Consider the following 654-nt stretch of genomic DNA (forward strand, 5'->3'; position numbering starts at 1 on the left):
GTGTCTCTGTTAATTGGTCATTCCCTAACTTTAGAGCTTTAATGAGTGCTCGATGAATAACCAGATCAGCATAACGACGAATTGGTGATGTAAAATGTGTATAGTTATGTAAGTTTAAACCAAAATGGCCGATATTTTGGGGGTTATATTCTGCTTGAGATTGTGTGCGCAAAATAACCTGATTCACTAATTCTTGTTGCTGGGTATTCATAACCTTTTCTAAAATTCTATTAAGACGGGCTGATGTCAGTTCTGCGCCTCGAGAGAGTGATAAACCCAAACTTTGAAGAAAACTCCGCAGTATTTCTTGTTTTGCAAGAGAGGGTTTATCATGAATTCGATAGATGAGGGGCTGGTGATGTTCTTTTAATGTTTCAGATGCTGCAATATTAGCTTGTATCATGAGTTCTTCAATCAAACGATGTGCTTCTAGGTATGTTTGTATTTCAACATCTTTAATGCATCCATTTTGATCAAGAATAATCTTTTTTTCTGCTATTTCTAATTCTAGTGGTTGTCGACGATTCCGTGTAATTTTAAGGCATTCATAAGCTTTCCACAATGGTTGTAAGACATTTTCGAAAAGAGGAGCTATTTTTTCATTTATATTTCCCTCAATTGCTGACTGAACTTCTTGATAAGAGAGGTTAGCTC

The 654-nt window shown here is 35.9% G+C and carries 1 protein-coding gene; it reads right to left on the reverse strand.

Features of this window, described 5'->3' with window-relative positions; translation table 11 throughout:
- On the reverse strand, nt 1-654 hold a 654-nt coding region (locus tag ACFIO5_RS12265; protein ID WP_375705554.1), incomplete at both ends, for an RNB domain-containing ribonuclease.

The sequence above is a fragment of the Bartonella sp. AA86SXKL genome, assembly GCF_042196885.1.